This window comes from Halomarina rubra, assembly GCF_023699475.1.
Lineage (GTDB): Archaea > Halobacteriota > Halobacteria > Halobacteriales > Haloarculaceae > Halomarina > Halomarina rubra.
This window is the reverse complement of the sequence record NZ_JALXFV010000002.1, coordinates 160,973-175,471: the sequence shown is the minus strand read 5'-3', so window position 1 is coordinate 175,471 and position 14,499 is coordinate 160,973. Positions and strand designations below refer to the sequence as shown.

General features: G+C 66.5%; 15 protein-coding genes. 8 read left to right on the top strand and 7 right to left on the bottom strand.

From position 1 onward, the window contains the following. Positions 1-74: 74 nt before the first annotated feature. Complete coding sequence (locus M1L36_RS02070; protein WP_250872055.1) at positions 75-884, bottom strand: phosphatase PAP2 family protein; 810 nt, start codon at positions 882-884, stop codon at positions 75-77. 170 nt (positions 885-1,054) lie between these two features. Here M1L36_RS02070 and M1L36_RS02065 point away from each other — a divergent pair, with 170 nt between their 5' ends. Continuing rightward, a complete protein-coding gene (locus M1L36_RS02065; RefSeq protein ID WP_250872054.1) occupies positions 1,055-1,780 on the top strand; it encodes a DUF2797 domain-containing protein in 726 nt (241 codons plus the stop codon). A gap of 70 nt (positions 1,781-1,850) precedes the next feature. On the opposite strand, the gene M1L36_RS02060 is transcribed toward M1L36_RS02065, so the two are convergent. From M1L36_RS02060 to M1L36_RS02050, 3 genes are read right to left on the bottom strand one after another with little or no spacing between them, the layout of a single operon-like run. Beyond that, on the bottom strand, positions 1,851-2,345 hold the full coding sequence (locus tag M1L36_RS02060) for a hypothetical protein (RefSeq protein ID WP_250872053.1): 495 nt from the start codon (positions 2,343-2,345) through the stop codon (positions 1,851-1,853). A gap of 48 nt (positions 2,346-2,393) precedes the next feature. After that, positions 2,394-2,696, bottom strand: coding sequence for a DUF8060 family membrane protein (locus tag M1L36_RS02055; RefSeq protein WP_250872052.1), 303 nt, complete (start codon positions 2,694-2,696; stop codon positions 2,394-2,396). Further along, positions 2,693-3,697 (bottom strand): DUF7490 domain-containing protein, encoded by a 1,005-nt coding sequence (locus tag M1L36_RS02050; protein WP_250872051.1) that lies wholly within the window; start codon positions 3,695-3,697, stop codon positions 2,693-2,695. Before M1L36_RS02050 ends, M1L36_RS02055 begins: the two co-directional genes overlap by 4 nt. 172 nt (positions 3,698-3,869) lie before the next feature. Here M1L36_RS02050 and M1L36_RS02045 point away from each other — a divergent pair, with 172 nt between their 5' ends. From M1L36_RS02045 to M1L36_RS02030, 4 genes are all read left to right on the top strand, one after another. Then, a complete protein-coding gene (locus M1L36_RS02045; protein ID WP_250872050.1) occupies positions 3,870-4,058 on the top strand; it encodes a DUF7525 family protein in 189 nt (62 codons plus the stop codon). A gap of 61 nt (positions 4,059-4,119) precedes the next feature. Beyond that, positions 4,120-4,347 (top strand): DUF7123 family protein, encoded by a 228-nt coding sequence (locus M1L36_RS02040; protein ID WP_250872049.1) that lies wholly within the window; start codon positions 4,120-4,122, stop codon positions 4,345-4,347. 44 nt (positions 4,348-4,391) lie between these two features. Continuing rightward, the gene (locus M1L36_RS02035; RefSeq protein WP_250872048.1) at positions 4,392-4,820 is read left to right on the top strand and encodes an SRPBCC family protein; all 429 of its coding nucleotides are present in this window, start codon (positions 4,392-4,394) and stop codon (positions 4,818-4,820) included. A gap of 4 nt (positions 4,821-4,824) precedes the next feature. Further along, the gene (locus tag M1L36_RS02030; RefSeq protein ID WP_250872047.1) at positions 4,825-5,622 is read left to right on the top strand and encodes a carbon-nitrogen family hydrolase; all 798 of its coding nucleotides are present in this window, start codon (positions 4,825-4,827) and stop codon (positions 5,620-5,622) included. Positions 5,623-5,697: 75 nt separating this feature from the next. Here the strand turns inward: M1L36_RS02030 and M1L36_RS02025 are convergent, their stop codons facing one another. The 3 genes from M1L36_RS02025 to M1L36_RS02015 all read right to left on the bottom strand — a co-directional run bounded on the left by M1L36_RS02025 (position 5,698) and on the right by M1L36_RS02015 (position 8,001). Then, positions 5,698-5,949, bottom strand: a complete 252-nt coding sequence (locus M1L36_RS02025) for a hypothetical protein (protein ID WP_250872046.1) — start codon at positions 5,947-5,949, stop codon at positions 5,698-5,700. Positions 5,950-6,110: 161 nt separating this feature from the next. Continuing rightward, on the bottom strand, positions 6,111-7,208 hold the full coding sequence (gfo6, locus tag M1L36_RS02020; RefSeq protein WP_250872045.1) for a D-xylose 1-dehydrogenase Gfo6: 1,098 nt from the start codon (positions 7,206-7,208) through the stop codon (positions 6,111-6,113). Between the two features lie 394 nt (positions 7,209-7,602). Then, positions 7,603-8,001 carry a type IV pilin domain-containing protein gene (locus tag M1L36_RS02015; RefSeq protein WP_250872044.1) on the bottom strand — a complete coding sequence of 133 codons (399 nt, stop codon included), beginning with the start codon at positions 7,999-8,001 and terminating at the stop codon, positions 7,603-7,605. A gap of 545 nt (positions 8,002-8,546) precedes the next feature. Between M1L36_RS02015 and M1L36_RS02010 the strand changes: the two genes are divergently transcribed. The 3 genes from M1L36_RS02010 to M1L36_RS02000 are packed head-to-tail and all read left to right on the top strand — an operon-like array spanning position 8,547 to position 14,454. After that, positions 8,547-10,760: a type II/IV secretion system ATPase subunit gene (locus tag M1L36_RS02010; protein ID WP_250872043.1), complete on the top strand. Its 2,214-nt coding sequence runs from the start codon at positions 8,547-8,549 to the stop codon at positions 10,758-10,760. Then, the gene (locus tag M1L36_RS02005) at positions 10,757-12,805 is read left to right on the top strand and encodes a type II secretion system F family protein (RefSeq protein WP_250872042.1); all 2,049 of its coding nucleotides are present in this window, start codon (positions 10,757-10,759) and stop codon (positions 12,803-12,805) included. Before M1L36_RS02010 ends, M1L36_RS02005 begins: the two co-directional genes overlap by 4 nt. A 20-nt stretch (positions 12,806-12,825) precedes the next feature. Then, entirely contained in the window at positions 12,826-14,454 is a 1,629-nt protein-coding gene (locus M1L36_RS02000; protein WP_250872041.1) for an Ig-like domain-containing protein, read from the top strand. The last annotated feature ends 45 nt before the right edge of the window (positions 14,455-14,499 follow it).

Here is a 14,499-nt window from a genome sequence, read left to right as displayed (position 1 = left end):
GGTGACGCGAGGGTGACCGGTACGACGACCGCTCGGCAGTCGAGCGGGAGTCACGAGTAGAAGGGGTGCGCGAGTCAGTTCCCGCGGGCGATGGGGTTGACCCGGTCGGGGTCGACGCGCTGGGTGACCCAGTAGACGCCGGCGGCGAAGACGGCGGCGGCCACCGCGTCGGTCAGCCAGTGGATGCCGAGGTACAGCGTCGACAGCACGATGATGAACGCCAGCGCGCCGACGACCCGAGCGTACTTCTCGGTCGCGTTGCGGGCGTACAGCGCCGCGAGCACCGACAGACCGGTGTGGAGGCTGGGGAACGCCTTGACGAGCGTGTCCGTCGCCATCACGCCGGCGCGGATGATGGGGTTGAAGTCCAGCATCAGCGGCCGCACTTCCAGCAGGTACAGCCCCGGAATCCCGACCGGGAACAGCAGGAAGAACGGCACGGCGAGGATGACGAGCGCACAGTACGCCATCGCGTAGCGTCGGGCCTGCTGTTCGTCGTGTGCCTTCAGTTTGAAGTACGTGAACAGCACGATGAACGGGAAGGCGACGAGGTACGCGACGGTGAAGAACGCCGTCAGCCCGAACGCTACCCACTCGGGGACGACGGCCGTCACCGACTGGAACGTCGCGACGGCGGGGCCTTCGAGTTCGTAGACGTAGTTCGTGAACGTGCGGTCGGCGTGGAACCGGTGGGCGAGTTCGTTGACGCAGAACGTGACGACCCACGCGAGGCCGATGTACCGCCAGTCGGTTCGGAGGAACTCTCTGATGAACGCCATAGGGCGCAAGTCGGGGAGGAAGACGCGAGCACCGACGAGGAAGGCGAGCAGCGCGGCCGCTGTCATACCCACCATGTACTGCGTCTCCGGTTGGAGGGGGACCATGATTGCGAGTCCTACGTAGCCCAATAGAGGCTAAAAATCTTGTCTTATCGCTTTACTTCCAGTTATGCCGTCATTAACTCGCACTCGATACCGGTTCACACGCGACGAAGGCGCACACGTCGCACGGCGAGCGAGACAGCGTTTTGCTCCCTCGAATCGAACCACCGAGCGTGCAAGTCGTGGGCTACGACCGCGCCGACCCCGCCCTCCGACTCGCCAGCGACGGCGACATCAGCCGTCTGTCACTCGCACCCGGGACCGACCTCGCGTACGCGCTCGGCGAGCGCCACTGCGCCGGACGCGTCGACTACGAGACCGAGGGTCACGAGTCGTGTTCCGACCCGCGAACGCCGTACTGTCCCGTCCACACGACTCCGTGGTCGGTGCAGTCGAACGCCGACTCCACCGAGGAGCACGCCGTCTACCTCGCCGCGTTCGCCCCCGACGTGTTCAAGGTCGGCGTCACCCGCTCGTGGCGACTGGAGACCCGCCTGCGCGAGCAGGGTGCGGACCGCGCCGCCCAGATCCACACCGTCTCCGACGGACGCATCGCCCGTGACCTCGAGGCCGACATCGCCGAGACCGTCGGCGACCAGGTCCGGGTCGCGACGAAGGTCGCGGGTCTCCACGAGTCCGTCGACGAGGCGGCGTGGGAGTCGCTTCTCGCGGACCACCGCGTCATCGAGCGTTTCGAGTTCGACTACGGCACCGACCTCGACGCCCGGCCCGTCGCCGAGACGCTCCTGACGGGCACCGTCCGGACGACGAAGGGCCGCCTGCTACTGCTCGACCGCGACGGGACGACCTACGCCGTCGACCTCCGCGACCTGTTGGGCTACGACCTCCGCGAGGGGGCCGACGACCGGACGCTCCAGTCGAGTCTCGGGAGCTTCTGAGGCTCACCAGGTCGGACGGAGTCGCGTCGCTACTCGTCGACGAGAGAACGGAAAGAACGCGGTCGTCGGCTCAGTTCCGGCCTTCGAGCGCGTCGGCGATGCGCTCGAGTTCGCGGCGCACGTCGTGGACCTCGTCGCGGACCTTCCGGACCTCGCGGACGAGTTCCTCGTTGGCGCGAGCGTTGTCGCCCTGCTCGCGCGGGTCGGGACCGCCCATGCCGCCGGGACCGCCGCCCATGCCGGGCGGGCCACCGCCCATCCCGCCTGGGCCGCCGCCCATCCCGCCACCGCCGCCCATCATGCCGCCCATCATCTGGGCGAACGGGTTGCCGCCGCCCATCCCGCCGGGGCCGCCCTCGCCACCGCCGCCGAACGCCTCTTCGAGACGTTCCTCGGGCGAGCGCTCGCCCTCCTCTCCCTCGCGCTGTTCGGCGCGCTGTTGTCGGATCTCCTCGACGCGCTCGCGGAACGACTTCTCCTCGCCCGCGTCCGCGCTCTCGTCGGCCGGTTCCTCGTCCGCCGCCGATTCCTCCGGCGTCTCCTCTGTGGGGTCGTCGTCGCTCATGGCGCGGAGTTCACGGCCCCGCCACAAAAGGGTGTATGACTAGCGAGACTACAGTCGGTGGACGAGCAGCGAGATGCCGACGCCAGTGGCCAGCAGGACCGCGAGGTTGAACGCCGCCTGGTACAACGGCTGGTAGCGCTCGCTGACCCAGACGTCGATGGCCGACGAGGCGCTGCCGTAGAAGTTCACCGTCGCCACCAGCGCCAGCAGGACGCAGACGCCGAGCGCGCCGTACAGCAGGTACGTCCGCAGGTCGTCGCCGTCGAGCGTCGACCGTGTGCCGGGCGCGCGGTACTCGGTGTTCGGTCGTGGCTCCTCGCCGTCGCCGGCACCGGAGGGTTCGGAGCTCACGCCGACCGCCTCCGGGCGAGCAGCGCCGTGGCGACGAGTGCGACGAGCGCGACGCCGACGCCGAAGCCGGGTTGCCCGCCGTCGTCGGCGGGGGTCGCGGGTGCTGTCTGTCGGTTCGGTGCGTCGTCGGACTCGAAGTCGCTCACTTCGAGGCCGGTGTCGGTGGTGGTCTGGTTCATGGGGACGGTCTTCGTGGGGTCGAGCGCCGCGGGGGCGCGGACGGTGTCGACGACGACGCCGTCGCGCAGCAACACGGCGTCGAGGTAGTAGTTGTACTCGGTGGGGACGGTGAGGTCCAGCGACGCGGTCGCGGTGCGACCGGGCCGGACCTCGCTCACACCGACGCGGGTCCGGTCCGCGACGATACCGGAGTCGACCTGCCGGGCCTTGACCAGCAGTTCGACGTCGCCGGCGGACTCGTCGCCGGTGTTAGTCACCAGCGCGTCGACGGTGAGCGTGGTCCGATTGTCGGCGCTGGAGGCAATCTCGAACTCGACGGCCGGCATCGGCCCGTCGAACCGGTGGAAGCGGAGGTCGCTCCGCGTGTACGCCGGTTCGAGCGACCCGACGCCCGCCACGGACCGTGCGCTCTCGACGACGCGACGGTCGTCCTCGTAGACGACCGACTCGATGCGGTAGTCACCCGAGCGCGGGACGGTGACGTTCGCGGCCACCGCGTACTCGCGGTCGCCGTCGAGCGTGCCGACGTCGACGGTCTCGTCGGTCGCGACGAGGCCGGACGTGGCGTCGACCGCACGCACCCGGACGGTGACGTTCTCGGCGGGACCGCGGCGGTGTTCGAGGCGGGTCTCGACGCGGAAGGTCGCCGTCTCGCCGGTGACCGCTCCGGTCGCGATGGCGAGGTCGCTCACGGCGAGCGAACTGGGGGGTTCGGGGTCCTGTGGTGGGGCCGCGATGATCCCCGGAACGACCGCCATCCCGAGGGCGGCGACCAGCGCCACCGCGACGAGGCCGCCGGCGAGGACCAGGTTCCTGTCCATGCCTCGACACTGAAGGAGGGTGTAATGTGCTTTGTGTTCAACAGGTCGCGATCGGGAACGATTCGGAACTCGAGGTCGGGTTCACGAGGCGTCACGCCCGGGGAGTGACGCAGGTCGGCGGACGCTCACGCGAACCGACGGGGTTTATCCGGTCGCTCCCCGACCCACCGGTATGGACACGTCTACGGGTTCGGACATGGGCCTCGGCCTCGGGTTGCTGTTCGGTGCGCTCGGGTTCGGCGGGGCGCTCGTGATGCTCGTCGCCGCGTTCGACGAGATGAAGGTGCTGTCGGGGTGGGGGTTCGCCGCGGCGATGGTCGCCGGCGCGATTCTCATCGCGGCGCTGCACCTCGCGGAGTGACGCTCGCGGACGCCGACCGCCGGCCGTAACCGTTAATCCGCCGAGTCGCTTAGCGGTGGCTATGGCAGAGATGAGCGAGGAAGACCAGCAGATTCTCGATTACCTTCGCGACAGCGTCGCGAAAGGCGATCAGTACTTCCGCGCTAAACGTATCGCGAAGGGGGTCGGACTCACCGCGAAGCAGGTCGGCGCGCGCCTGCCACGACTCGCCGACAGCGCCGACGACGTCGAGATAGAGAAGTGGGGTCGCGCGAAGTCGACGACGTGGCGCGTCACCCCCGGTGCCTAGCCGCAACCCCACTGTAGTTTTTACCTGCGGTCCGTAGGGTCGGTATGACCGTACGAGTCGAGCGGACGTTCGACCTCGACGCCGCCCCCGAGGCGGTGTGGGCGTTCATCGCCGACCCGCGCAAGCGCGCCGAACCCATCAGCGTCGTCGACGAGTTCGAGGAGACCGGTGAGGGGACCGCGACGTGGCACGTGAAACTCCCCATCCCGCTGATCAACCGGACCGCGACCGTCGAGACCCGCGAGACGGACGTCGAGCCACCCGAGTACGTCCGGTTCGTCGGCCGCTCGAAGGTGATGCGCGTCGTCGGGGAGCACGAGTTGGTCCTCCACGAGAACGGCACCAGACTCGTCAACCGCTTCACCGTCGACGGGAAGCTTCCGGGCGTCGAGAAGTACTTCGAGCGCAACCTCGACGGCGAACTCGACAACCTCGAAGCCGCGTTACGTCGCGAACTCGCGACGACCGAGTGACCGCATGCGACTGGCACTCGCGCAACTCGACGTGGAACCGACCGACGTTCGGGAGAACGTCGAGCGGGCCGTCTCGGCCGTCGCCGACGCGGCCGACCGCGGCGCTGACCTCGTCGTCCTCCCGGAGCTGTTCACCGTCGGCTACTTCGCGTTCGACAGCTACGCCCGGACCGCGGAGTCGCTCGACGGCCCGACGCTGACGGAACTGGCGGAGGCCGCCCGCGACCACGAGGTGGGAATCGTCGCCGGGAGCATCGTCGAGGACCTCGCGACGACGAGCGACGGACCGGCCGAAGAGGGCCTCGCGAACACCTCGGTGTTCCTCGACCGTGCGGGCGAGCGCCGCGCGGTGTACCGCAAGCGACACCTGTTCGGGTACGACTCGGCGGAGTCCGACCTGCTCGTCGCCGGCGAGTCGCTCCCGACGGTCGAGTTCGAGGGGTTCACCGTCGCGACGACGACCTGCTACGACCTCCGATTCCCCGAGTTGTACCGACGGCTGGTCGACGCGGGCACGACGCTCGTGGCCGTCCCGAGCGCGTGGCCCTACCCACGGGTCGAACACTGGCGACTCCTCCCGCGAGCACGGGCCGTCGAGAACCTGCTGTACGTCGGTGCGGCCAACGGGGTCGGGCAGTTCGAGGACGCGCGTCTCTGCGGGCGCTCGACGGTGTTCGACCCGTGGGGGACGACGCTGGCGTCCTCCGACGACGAGGGGACGGTCGTCCTCGCCGACTGCGACCCCGAACGCGTCGCGTCGGTGCGCGCGGAGTTCCCCGCGCTCGGGGACCGTCGACTGTAGCGGCCGCTCGGTCGGAGCAGACGCTGGAAGAGACGAGCGCGTGAAGAACGTGGACCGGAACGACGTCCGCCCGCTTCAGGCGGCGACGACGAGTCGGAACGGACTGTCGGTCGACTCGACCCGGAGGTCGTGGCGTCTCGCGACCGTCTCGACGGTCGACCGGAACGAGTCGGCGTCGAACGTCAACGGCACGGGGTCGTGAACCTCGAAGCGGCCCGCCCCCGTGTCAACGTCTGACGTGGTGATGTACAACGACGTCCGGAGCATTCGCTCGCATTCGGACAGTCGTTCGGACTTCGAGCGGACGTTCGTGTGGCCAATCGCCATACCCTCACGAATCTCCCACACATCATAGTTGTTCCGCCGTTACTCTCGTTTGCCGTCAGTTAACCCGGTGCAACGGTGACCGTTCGGTACGTTCGGAGGACTGTTTTCGAACGTTGGTACAGTTTGTTTCGTGTTAACAGTCTGAATCTGCGAACGGCGAGTCAGTCGAGGGGGACTCGGCGGCCCGTCGCCGCCGACTGTAGCACGCCGGCGAGCGCCCGCACGTCGGTCAGGCCGTCCTCGCCGTCGGGTTCGACGTCGCCGTCGGTGGCGACCTGGTGGGCGAAGTAGTCGAACTCCTCGCGCAGTTCATCGGTGGCGGGGACGGTCAGTTCGACGGTCCCGTCGTCGCGCTCGACCGTGATTTGGCGCTCGCGTTTCGGCTGGAAGGCGTCCTCGATACGGACGCGTCCCTCGCTACCGACGACGGTGAGCGTCGCCCCCGCCTGTCCGGAGAAGTTGGCCGTGAACAGGCCGGTGCAGTCGGCCCACTCGACGCCGAAGCCGACGTGTTCGTCCGCGGCGCGGTACGCGCCGTCGTCGTCCTGTCGGGGCGTCCCGTCGAACGGGTCCTCGCCGCGCGTCCGCCCCCAGACGGCGACGGGGTCCTCGCCGAGCAGGAATCGAGCGGTGTTGAGCGGGTAGACGCCCACGTCGAACAGCGCCCCGCCGCCGGCGAGGTCGGGGTCGATGCGCCACTGGTCGGGGCCGCGCGACCCGCCCATCACGTCGAACGTGAAGTCGCCGTGGAACTGGACGGGGTCGCCGACGAGGTCGTCGAGGGAGTCACGCAGGCGACGCATCGCGGGGTCGAGTTGCATCCGATAGGCCGTCATCAGCGGGACGCCGGCGTCCTCGCAGGCGGCGACGACTGCTTCGGCGTCGGCGACGGTGTCGGCCAGCGGCTTCTCCGAGACGACTGCTTTCCCGAGGTTCGCGGCCGCCTCGACGTGCTCGCGGTGGAGCGCGTTGGGCGTGGCGACGTACACCGCGTCGTAGGCGTCGCTCGCCTCGCCGTCGGCGAAGGCGTCGTAGTCGACGACGTGGTCGACGTCGTGGTCGGCGGCGAGGTCACGGACCTCGTCGGCCGACCCGGTGACGAACACGGTCGGGTCGCAGTAGTCGGCGTCGGCGATGGCCGGGAGCGCCGCCTTCTTCGCGAACCCGCCGAGCCCGACGAGCGCGAATCGCAGGGTGGTGTCGACGTCGGTGTCCCAGTCGCGGTCGCCGAACGAACGCAGGTCGTCTCGAATGTGCATGGCGACACCGACGGCCACGACCCCCATAGGTCGTTTCCCGACGTAGACCCCATCATGTTTATATGAGGAGCCTCGTACTATCTAATGCCGGCAAACGACGCTTTTCTCGTCTACACCGGCAGAATCCAATCGGCCGCCGCCGCGACGCCGTCGGGTTTGGCCCGGAACCCGACGGCCATCCGCGCCTCGAAGGGGAGCGTTTTGCCGAGACAGAGACTCCAGTTGCTCGGTCGCCACGTTCGTCACGGGCGAGTTCGAGAACACACGCGTAGAGCGACGGCTGCGCCGAACCCGGCACTCGTGTCGGAGGAGGTCGTGGAGTACGTGTCCGCAGAAAATTGGTGTCGCGTGGAACGGTGACGGTCCGCGACCGACCGAAGGTCAGGTGGTCGGTTTACGCGGGCACCGTGTAGGAGCCGAGGATGGCCGTGTCGCCGTTGGGGAACGTGTAGACGACGTTGACCGTCTCACCACCCGTCGCACCGATCGTGCCACTTGCGTCGCCAGCATCAACAGCACCAGTGCCCCACGCCGCCGAGTTTGCGCCGTTGCGGAGTTCGACGTCGGCACCGTTGAACGTGTCCCCGCCCTGGTGGGTCGCGACGACGTTGGTACCGTCGTAGTCGAACGCGATGGACGCCTGAGGCGCTTCTTCCTGGTCACTGCCGAGATCGAGCACGAAGAACCCGATGACGGCGGCGAGAATGACTGCGATGGCGACCATCAAGATGACACCAACGACAGGGCTTACCGCGCGGTCCTCACTGAACAGTTGTTTGAGTTTTTCGAACATTGGTTTGAGTGTTCTCTCTCACGCGTGTGCTCACATCCTGCTCGCGGGCCGAGGGAGTCGGGGCGAGGTCGGGTCGGCCGACGCGTCGGCCGATGCCGGCGAACGTCGGGTCCTGTGGTGTGGTGTGCATGCGTGAGTCGGTTTGGTTGTGGTGCGAGACGGGCCGATGTCCCATCCGCACATGCGCTTCCCTCGGGCGCTGGTCGACCGGGTCGACCGAGACCGACGTCGGTCCCAGCCCGCGGAGGCACATGGCCAACCGGTGGATGTGGGGGGTATTAGGAAATTACACTCAAAGTGAACAACTGGTTGAGTATACAATCCTAATGGTACTATTAAAAATTCTACAAGTGGTCGTTAGCAAAGGCCCCCACACTCTCACCAGCCTGTGTGATTCAGGATAACTCTCCAGGCGTCCTGACGCCGACGTTCTGGAACCGAGGCGGAGTTCGAACGCTGGTGTCTGCTCAGTGTCAATGTCGGTTTATGTCGAGAATCGAGACATTCCGACCGAGCGGCGAACGACACGGCGGGGGGCGATGACGATGGCGGCTGACGCCCCCCCTGGTGACGACGCCGGAAGTGAAGGTGCGGCCCTCACGCGCGATGACCTAGTCGACGGCAGTGACGTGTCGGAGCTGCTCGGGGCCGCGGCCGGAGCGGGGGAGACCCTCTCAGCGCTCGTCGACGAGCGGACGGTCTCGGTCGACGAGTCGGTCGACGAGGACGAGTTCTTCTCGATGCCGGACGGCCGGACCACCATCGTCAACCGGTACGACCTGGAGAAGGCCGTCTCGATGGAGAAGAAGCGGTACTTCCGCGAGGTGACGCGCTACTGGGTCGACAAACCCTACGCGTTCGTCGTCATCTTCCACTCCGAGAAGGAGAACGAGCGCAAGTACTACCTCGTCGAACCGCACCTCAACTCGACCGAGCGCAACCTCGTCGAGTTCCTCACCGGGAAGCTCCGCACCGCGATCACCTACTCCAGCGACCGGTTCATCGTCAAGGGTGGCGGGGAGGAACGGGCAGCAATCATCCGAGAGGAGACCGAGCGCCTGCTCGACCGGTACGACCTCTACCGCGGGACCTTCGTCGACAGCGAGTCAGCGCTGTTCGGTCGAGTCAAGGGGCTCTTCGGGATGACCGCCGAGCCGACCGTCGAAGGCGAGAATATCCAGGGTATCGCCGCTCGGCCGGAGCCAGCGGTCATCGAGGAGGACGCGACGAGCCTGACGGAGTACCAGGTGGCGAAGATCCACCGCCAGCTCCTTCGCGACTTCGTCGGCTACGAACGAATCGACGGCATCAAACACGACGTCAACGTCGAGGACATCTCCTGTGACGGGTACAACAGTCCCGTCTTCGTCTACCACTCCGACCACGAACAGCTGATCACGAACGTCAGCCACGGCGAGCAGGAACTCGACGACTTCGTCGTGAAGCTCGCCCAGCGTTCGAACAAGGGTATCTCAAAGCGCCAGCCACAGGTCGACGCCACGCTCGCCGACGGGTCGCGTGCGCAACTCACGCTGGGCCGAGAGGTCTCTGGTCACGGAACGAACTACACGATTCGACAGTTCAAGGACGTCCCGTACACGCCCGTCGACCTCATCAACTGGCACACGTTCAGCCTGGACATGATGGCATTCCTCTGGCTCTGCATCGAGAACGACCGCTCGGTGCTGTTCGCGGGCGGGACGGCGTCGGGGAAGACGACCTCGCTCAACGCGATGAGTCTGTTCATCCCCAGCACGGCGAAGATCGTCTCCATCGAGGACACCCGCGAACTGGAGATACCCCAGCGCAACTGGGTGGCGAGCGTCACCCGGCCGTCGTTCTCGCACGACGGTGCCGGCGACATCGACGACTACGACCTGCTCGAAGCCGCACTGCGCCAGCGCCCCGAGCACCTCATCATGGGGGAGGTCCGCGGTGAGGAGGGACGGACGCTGTTCCAGGTCATGTCGACCGGCCACACCAGCCACACGACGTTCCACGCCGACAACGTCGGGGAGGTCATCAAACGGTTCACGACCGACCCCATCAACGTCTCGAAGACGCTGTTCACGGCGCTCGACCTCATCAGCGTCCAGACGGCGACCCGGATTCACGGGAGGAAGGTTCGCCGCTCGAAGGTGCTCACCGAGGTCAACTACTACAACAGCGAGCAAGACGAGATCAACGTCCAGGACGTCTTCCAGTGGCAGGCCTCGACCGACGAGTTCCTGCAACGCGGTCGGTCGAACACCCTGGAGGACATCATGTTCGACCGCGGATGGGACGAAGAGCGCCTGCAGGGCGAACTGTTCCTCCGCAGACTCGTGCTCGCGTACCTCATCGACCGGGGGTTCAACACGTACACGGAGGTCGCCGCGACCCTCCAGGCGTTCATCAACGACCACGAGACGGTGTTGACGCTCATCGCGAACGACGAACTCGAAGAGAGCTTCGACAGCCTGCGCGAGATGGAGAGCGTCATGATCGACACCGCCTCCGAGAAGGAGGCGATGGTTCCGCGCCCGGAACCCGACGACCGGCTCCGAGAACTCGTCGCTGCCGTGCTGGCCGAGGGCGAGGAGGTGCTCGCGACCTTCCGGGGCAAGACCGCACCGGGGCTGGCGGCCGCACTTCCACAGGTCGACCGGACGCCACCGGCGACCGGGGCGGAGATGCGAGCGGAGGCCGACGGTGGCGACGGCATCGACGAGTCACCGGACCCGGCCCCGACGTCGCACGGTGTGAGAGGGTCTGAATGAGCGTCGAGCGCTCCGACCTCATCGGTGGCAGTGGCGAGTACCAGGAGCGTGGGGACACCCTCGCCGACCTCTTCCACCCGATATACCGGCGGGTGTTCGACGAGGACGACGACTTCGTCGGTGACATGGAGAAGACGCTCGCCGAGGCACGCATCCCCGAGACCGTCGACCACTACCTCTCGCGCGGAATCGGTGCGGGTGCGCTCGTCGGCGCGTTCCTCGGTCTCGTGATCACCCTGCTCGGGTTCGCCTACATCGAACTGTACGTCCAGGGCACCCCGAAGCTGACGTCGATATCGATACTCCCGGCGGGACCGCTCCTCACCCTGTTCGACGCGATAAAGATCCCCTTGCTGGTCGTCATCGTCGGGGTGTTGTCGGGGGTCGTCGGACTGTTCGTCGGGTTCGGCGTGTTCGTCGTCCGCCCACGGCTGACGGCCGGCGCTCGTCGCCGCGAGATCAACATCCTGCTCGCGGACGCGGTCTCGTTCATGTACGCGCTGTCGATCGGCGGGATGAACCAACTGGAGATTCTGCGGGCGATGGCCGAAGCCGACGACACGTACGGCGAGGTCTCTCGGGAGTTCCAGTCGGTCATGCTCGAGACCGAGTACTTCGGGACGGACTACCGGTCTGCGATTCGGAACCAGTCCATCCGCACGCCGAGCAAGGAGTTGAGCGAGTTCCTCACGGACATGCTCTCGATCATCGACTCCGGCGGCGACATGACCGAGTTCCTGAACGACAAGAAAGACCACCACCTCCGGACCGCGAAAGAAGAACAGCTAGAGACGCTCGAGACGATCGACCTCTTCGGTGAGATGTACATCACGCTCTCGCTGTTCCCGCTGCTGCTCATCATCATCCTCGTCGTGATGCAGATGATCGGCGAGGCACCGATCTCGCTGCTCTACCTGACCGTCTATGGGATCATCCCCATCATCGGGGTCGCGTTCATCGTCCTCGTCTCGACGGTCAAAGAGGACGAGGTCGGGTCGGGCTACCTCCGCCCCGAAGACGAGACCGGCGACTGGCGCGCGAAGAGCGGCGTCGCGAGCATCTCGGACCTCGGACTCGTCGAGCGCTACGTCGGAACGGCGGCGATCTTCGACCGCATCGAGAGCCGTGAAGGGACCTTCGAGACGGCGCGTCTGCTCGAGAAACCGCACGTGTTCTTCCGTGAGCACCCGCTGGCGGTGCTTGCGGTCACGGTACCCGTGACGCTGGTGCTGCTCGTCCTCGCCGTGGTGCGTGGTGCGGCCCCGACGTCGGCGGCCGAGTTGAGCGACGCGCCAGTTCTCGGGACCGTCATCTGGGTGTACATGCCACTCTACGTCAACCTGCTACCGCTCGCGGTGTTCTACGAGTGGAGTCTGCTGAGTCGCGAGCGCATCACCCGAAAGTTCTCCGAGACGCTGCGGAAGCTATCGAGCGCGAACAACACCGGGTTGACGCTGCTCGAGTCGGTGCGACTCGTCGCCGACACCTCGACCGGGAGGCTCGCGGACGAGTTCGAGACGATGCACGCGAAGGCGAACTACGGCGTCAGTCTCCACTCGGCGCTCGTCGAGTTCAACAACCGGTATCACATCCCGCGAATCGCCCGGACGGTGAACGTCATCAGGAAAGCACAGGAGGCGTCGAGCCACATCAGCGAGGTCCTGACGACGGCCGCACGGGCGAGCGAGAACCAGGACGCCATCGAACGCGAACAGCGCACGCAGGCCCGCATGCAGGTGACCATCATCGTCATGACGTTCCTCGTGTTGCTCGCGGTGATGGCCATCCTGAAGGTGCGGTTCGTCGACGTCATCGCCGACCTCACGGCGTCACAAACCGCTTCCGGTGGGACGGCGGCGACCACACAACTCACCGGCAACATCGACACCGACCTGCTGGCGTTGCTGTTGTTCCACGCCGTCACCCTCTACGCGGTCATCTCGGGGTTCCTGGCGGGGTACATCCGCAACGGCGACCTGCTGACCGGCGCGAAGTACGCCGTGAGCCTCCCGACGGTCTCACTGCTCGTCTTCGCGATCATCTGACCCACATCGAGGAGAGACAAATGACACTATCAAAACACATCACGCAGGGGCTGTCCGACTACTGGAACGACGAGCGAGGCGTCTCGCCCGTCGTCGGGTTCGTGCTGATATTCGGCATCATCGTCATAGCGCTGGCGCTGTATCAGTCACAGCTCGTCCCGGCGCAGAACGAGCAGGTGGAGTTCAAACACAGCCAGGTCGTCGAGACCGAGATGAACGAACTCCAGGGAGCCATCAGCGCGGTCAGTTCAGACGGCTCGCCCCGGTCGGTGAGCCTCGACCTCGCACCCGAGTACCCCGACCGCGCCGTCGCGGTGAACCCGGGCCAGCCCATCGCGTCGCTCCGGACGACCGACCCGGCGACGGTGACCCTGTCGGGGCTCAGTTCGGCCGACGGGCAGTACTGGGACGGTACCGACAAGACGTTCGACACCAGGATGCTCGAGTACCAGTCGAACTACAACGTCTACAGTCAGGACCCCATCATCCGGTTCGAGAACGGGATGGTGACCAAGGAGTTCGACAACGGAGAGTCGCTGGTCCACTCCGACGGGAGCGTCGTCTCCGACGACGGGAACCAGATCGACATCACGTTCGTCAACGGCACCTACCAGGAGAGCGTCACCACGGCAGGTGTGACGGCCAAGCCCGTGAGCACCTCGCGGGAGTTCCTGCAGCTACGGACGGCCCCCGGTGGCGGTGCCATCACGCTACCCACGACGCTGAGTCAGGAGCGCTGGGACGCGTTGCTCGACGGTGTGGGCCACGTCTCGGCGGCGGTCGCCGGCGACACGGTCACGTTGGACCTGGAGGGCGACCGCCTGTACACGGTTCGACTCACCGAGGTGACGTTCAGTGACACGCCCAAGCGGACGGTCCACTACCTCGCCAGCGAGGAGCCGCGCGACCCGACGACGAACCTGACGGTCGAGATCGGCCAGTCGATTCCGCTGACCGTCAGCACGCGTGACCGCCTCGGGAACACGAAGGCCGGTGCGACCGTCGAGGCGAACATCAGCGGCCCCAACGCGAACTTCGCGGAGTCCGGGACCGACAACGCGACCGTCGGTACGAACGAGGCTGGCCGCGCGACGGTTCGGTTCACGCCGCTCGAAGTGGGGACGTACACCGTCACGCTGACCGCCCCCGACGGCGACTCGTCGGTCAACACGGTCACCTACGAGATCGTCGCGACGGACGACGCGGTCGGTACGGGCGGCGACAACGGGAGCGGTGGTGGCATCAACAACGGCTTCCCCATCCAGGTGTTCATCGACTCGAGCACGCCCAACAAGTGTACCGTCGAGTTGACGTTCGTCAACGACCGATCTGACGACGTCACCGCGACCGACCTGCGAATCAACGGGTTCTTCTCGCAGGGTGCGAGCGGCCCCGATATCTCGAACATCACGGTGCGCAACGGCCCACCGATGACGGCCGTCGAACTCAACGGCGACCTCACGCCGCTGGAGACGTTGATCACTGTCCCGGCCCAGGGCCAGACGACGGTAGAACTCAGCACGGACGACGACTTCGTCGAGGGCGGGTTCCTCATCATGGAGGTCCACTACACCAGCACGAGCGGGTCGCTCACTGACACGTACTTCATCGGCGTCCCGAAGAAATCCGGCGGCAACTGCCCGTACTGACCGACCACCCAACGACCATCATGCACACACATCCACACTCGGACC